At 43.5% G+C, this 4,535-nt stretch carries 5 protein-coding genes and 1 pseudogene; all 6 read right to left on the bottom strand.

The window, feature by feature from the left end:
- Positions 1-1,293 (bottom strand): annotated as a pseudogene (locus ACUU1M_RS18895) (fimbria/pilus outer membrane usher protein); the annotation flags it as partial.
- A gap of 73 nt (positions 1,294-1,366) precedes the next feature.
- Positions 1,367-1,621 (bottom strand): fimbrial biogenesis chaperone, encoded by a 255-nt coding sequence (locus tag ACUU1M_RS18890; protein WP_000245721.1) that lies wholly within the window; start codon positions 1,619-1,621, stop codon positions 1,367-1,369.
- The gene (locus ACUU1M_RS18885; RefSeq protein WP_234426374.1) at positions 1,622-2,128 is read right to left on the bottom strand and encodes a fimbria/pilus periplasmic chaperone; all 507 of its coding nucleotides are present in this window, start codon (positions 2,126-2,128) and stop codon (positions 1,622-1,624) included.
- A gap of 467 nt (positions 2,129-2,595) precedes the next feature.
- Entirely contained in the window at positions 2,596-3,330 is a 735-nt protein-coding gene (locus ACUU1M_RS18880; protein WP_000245840.1) for a helix-turn-helix transcriptional regulator, read from the bottom strand.
- Complete coding sequence (locus ACUU1M_RS18875; protein ID WP_234426375.1) at positions 3,330-4,253, bottom strand: PglL family O-oligosaccharyltransferase; 924 nt, start codon at positions 4,251-4,253, stop codon at positions 3,330-3,332. The genes ACUU1M_RS18880 and ACUU1M_RS18875 overlap by 1 nt, the downstream gene beginning before the upstream one ends.
- Positions 4,172-4,535: pilin glycosylation ligase domain-containing protein (locus ACUU1M_RS18870; RefSeq protein ID WP_449144738.1), on the bottom strand; the 364-nt coding region annotated here is incomplete at its 5' end. The genes ACUU1M_RS18870 and ACUU1M_RS18875, both read right to left, overlap by 82 nt.

Raw genomic sequence — 4,535 nt, 5'->3', positions numbered from 1 at the left:
ACAATTGAGTACCAAAATCACTAATGGATTTACTATAACGAATACGATATTTATTCCCATAATATAAATTCGCAATCGAACGCGTAATATCTGTCGATAAACTCCCTAACAGCCCCAGAGAAATGCCAATACCCGTAGATATTGCATTAAAATGAGTGGCGCTTTGAATCCCTCCATACACCGTGACGCCATAAGGAAGCCCGTACATCGCCGTGATTTCGCCCACGGAGACAGGGGAGCTTTTTATACCTTCTTCTTTATATTCCCCCCCATCACACTATATTTGAAATATCCTTCATGCAGAGCGATGCCCGGCGTTTGAAATGGCACGGAAAAATGCTGCTCCTCGCCATTACTCTCTCTCACTGTAACATCAAGCTCCCCGCCAACGGCCAGCGTTGGTAAATTATCCAGCGCAAAAGGCCCTGGCGGCACAGAACGGGTAAAAATAATTTGCCCATTTTGTTTAATAATAACCTGCGCCTCACTTTGTGCTATTCCATGCACCACAGGTGTGTAGTAGCTGTCCTCCGGCGGAGTCATCGCATCGTCGGTCGCTAACATCCCGCCGCGAAAAGGTATGCTGTCAAACACCTCAGACGACGTATAAGATTCTCCAAGCGTTAATCGGCTTTTAATCGCATTTATGCCTCGCTCAAACCACATGTAACCCCTTTGCCATCTTTCTGACTGGCCAAGTTCCTTGCTCCATGTCACTGAACTACGAAACCTCCAGGTACCAAGATTAAACCCTGGAGTGAACCTGCCATAACGAGAATTACGCGTGGTAGATTGATTATCATTTTGTTTGGAAATATCAATATTTGTCTGATACCCCATGCGGAATGCAGCTACACCCTCATTCCATAACGACACTGGTGCTAAACTACTTTTTTTATCTTGCAGATACAGTTGTGGAACGGTTATCTGTACGCGCTGGCTATCAAAATCATAATTTACTTTCAAACCTTCAATAGAGTTCCATTTAAAACACTGATTCTTTTTATTGTCAGTATCACTGCTGCTTTTATCAATTTTAATGCCATAGTGGATAAGGTCATCAACGGTTAAACATGGAACAAGCTCTTTTTCTTCAGGGGATTCCGGACGATGAAAGGGAAACTCCCCAACATCAACTTTTTCACCGTTAAGATAAATTTCCACACGATAATTTCCGGGGAGTTGCTCTCCCTGATTAAACATTGCCACAGTGTCCGCACTAACGTTTCCTTCCAACTGTGAAGAATCAAATGACCACTCCTGGGCACTTAACTGACCCGCAAGTAAGGCCATTATCAAAATTAATGACAGTCGATAAAACATGGAATATGCATGGCATAAAAATATTCAATAAAAATGTAATACATTATGATTGCAAATGAGATGTAAACAAACGACTCTCACCACCTTCATCAGTAATCACAGACCATTTAATATCCTGGCCGCTAGTTTTTGGCATAACAAACTCATGTTGCGAAAACGGCGCAATATAATCTAGTTTCTCAATCTTGCTACCGCCAACCTGTAAAGAAGAAAGGTTGATGTAGAACGGCGACTGATTGACCGCGACAATTTTATCACCCTGCTTTTTCCACGATAACTTCTCACTCGCATTAACCATCTAGCCTTCAATACCAGATGGCCTAGTAATAAGTTTTATGCAGGTATGTACGTTAACCTGGATGTTCAGGTTCACATTTTCAGCAATTTTTTCTTTATCTTTCTCGGCCCAAACATCACTCTTTTTAGGCGGAATGCCGGTGGCGCATAGCCAGTGTAATTTTTCCCTGTCTTGTAAAGCTGGCGCAGTCTGCACAACCCACATTTTATTTTGCTGGCCTGGATTAAGCCTGAACAGTGGCGGAGTGACAATAAAGGGCGCTGCAGTTACTTTATCTTCTTCAAAGACTTTACTCTGCACAAGCATCGGCCAATCCTGCGGATTTGTCACAGTTATCGCTGCGCCATCCGACCCTTGTTCATAGATTAATCGCGTTGCACTAAGCTTCAGTTTAAAAACTGAAGTGTTTTGAGTCACTTTGACATCATCCGCAGCATAGGTGGGAAATGCGCTTGATAAAAACGACAAGCAAAATACGACTTTGGTTAGTACATTAAAATTTTTCATTATTATAAAAACCATTTCGACAACTGATAAATCCGCGTTCACTAACAAGGTAATGAACGCGGAACCAACCTACAACGCCTTACTCTTTTTTAGATTATATTTATGTTGCCCATATCGTAAATATGGCTTTTCTTAATTTTGTTATTTCTTTTATTCAACGCATTAATTTAGCGCACAGTTATAATAGCCTTCAAAAGCCTACAATAAAAAAATCACCTATATTTGCAAGCAAATATTTAACCAAAAACTGAAAATTTAAAAAACAACATTGACAATATCTTTTTTTTGACCAAGACAATTACAACCAGAACCTTATTAACTCTCTTTAAATATTTTTAATTCTTATTTTTTCCCAGGTTTCACAGCTACAAACCCGTGGTAAAACATAGCACCCATCTATTACTAACCTCACCACGCATGCTCAGCGATTTCGTCATCGAAAAAGAGAGTTATCTATGACGCATCAATTATACTTTTTGCTTTGTTCGCATATTGTTACATCTTTCATACCTTGACGCATCTCTTCCCAACGCGGGTATCGCCTGTTGTATAAGTTGAGCATTACGTACTAACCAGACGTACTCACTTTTATTCCTGGTGCCTAATCGTTCTCGAATTGCGGACTCATGAGCGCTAACGGTCTTGAGGCCAATACCACAGATTTCTGCAATTTTACGTGTGCTAATCCCCTTCGCGCGGAGTAAAAGAACCCTCCATTGCACTCTTCCCAGGCGTTTTATAAACAAAGGACCAGGCAAACAATGAGCATTTAACACCTTCCGTAATGAAGATAATAAAATATCCACTTTTGCACTCCCATGAGTAAGCCATACTCGGGAAAGAGGCCCGATATCATTCGTCATTCCTTCAGGAATAGCATCGCTAATAACGAGTTGCCGCATCAGACGGTATCGACGACAAACCTTCACAATATGTCCGGCTAATTCAGGCAAACCATCGTGACGCATTTTTACCCATATCACGATGCTACTGTCAGTCAGAACATTCATATCAGTGGGTAAGGAAGTGAAAACCTGAAGTTTCACTCCCCCAACACGCTTGAGCAAACTGCACACGCCGCAAATGGCAAAAAGATCCAGGCCAATCACCGTGACATTTGTCCATGTGGTATTTTCTGGCGAGAGAATATTACAGTTGATGTTTGTGCTTTCTAATTTCTTATACGTCAGATCGTTAACCATTAGTTTCCCCCGCGAGTAAAACGTTCGTCATTTACAAATACCCGAGCTGCGCGTTTTCTTATTTTTTCAGCTGTCAGATAATCACCGCGCCTGTGCGCAATGAATATCATTGCAGCGCTTACGTCTGCATCATTGTGGATTGACAACCATTTATTTCCCCACACAGTGAAAAGAGACATGCTTTCCATATCGCGAACGAACCCCGGTTTATTCGCAATAAGCAGATGCTGATCGCGCTCAAGACGTTCTGCCTGCGTCAGGTATTTCCAGCTATGTTCCGGAAGGCGAGGGATAAATCCTTCGTTCATATCAGCTTCAGCTCTGGTCAGTTCCCGCTGTGCATCAAATCCCGCTACTAGGATGACCAGCGCGGCGGTCATAATGAGCACAATGACAGGCAGAATACCCAACCGGACTGTTTTAGGTATACGTACCTGATTCATCACGTTTTCCGGCATTCCGATGCGGAAAAGGAGCAGCAACAGCATCAAATGGGGAACAGACGTATAGAGAGGATATTCGGTCATCATATGAATGACTAAAGGCAACCCCATTAAGGCAATAAACCACTTTTCACATTGATGGTGCGCGTTATTGTTTGTCATTTTCAGGCGGCATATACACGGCCACAGCCAAACGCCTGATAGCAGCAAAAAACCAAACAAGGCGACGATGCCACCTTCAGCCGTTACGAACAGCAGTTCGTTATGGGGATGCGTAGCCGTATCACTCTCTATGTTTGTCACGCCCACATCCTCTAAGGCTTGCGGGAAGGTCGCTTCAAAGCTGCCTAACCCCCAACCGGTTAAGGGGCGCTGTTGAATAAGACTTATGGCACCTTTCAGAATACGTATACGCTGGTCATTCGATGATGAATGCGTAAAGTCAGCCGTTGTCTCCCCTGGCATGGCATAGTTTGACACAGCAAGGAGGCGACGAAGATCAAGCGCAACAGACCGCTAAGGGGACGTCCGCGCCAGCGGGGTCTGTCCGCGAGAGCGGCCAGCACGATGACGCAAAATAAACCAAGAAGGCCGACACGGCTTTGTGTAAGGACTAAAGCTGTAGACAGAGGGTATAACGACAACAAACATATCAACGTCAGAGAACGAGTACGCGCCGTTAAAGCCAGATACAACGCTACGCCGCAACCTGTTGCCAGCCAGCTCGCAAGAACATTTCGCTGCTGGAAAATGCCATACGGA

The organism is Shigella sp. SIG6 (genome assembly GCF_053555815.1).
Note: the sequence above shows the minus strand (reverse complement) of the source record. Positions and strands in the feature narration are given on the sequence as shown.

Bases quoted from the DNA above. Each gene is read 5' to 3' on its own strand.
- ACUU1M_RS18890 (WP_000245721.1), bottom strand. From the start codon at position 1,621: ATGGTTAATGCGAGTGAGAAGTTATCGTGGAAAAAGCAGGGTGATAAA.
- ACUU1M_RS18885 (WP_234426374.1), bottom strand. From the start codon at position 2,128: ATGAAAAATTTTAATGTACTAACCAAAGTCGTATTTTGCTTGTCGTTT.
- ACUU1M_RS18880 (WP_000245840.1), bottom strand. From the start codon at position 3,330: ATGGTTAACGATCTGACGTATAAGAAATTAGAAAGCACAAACATCAAC.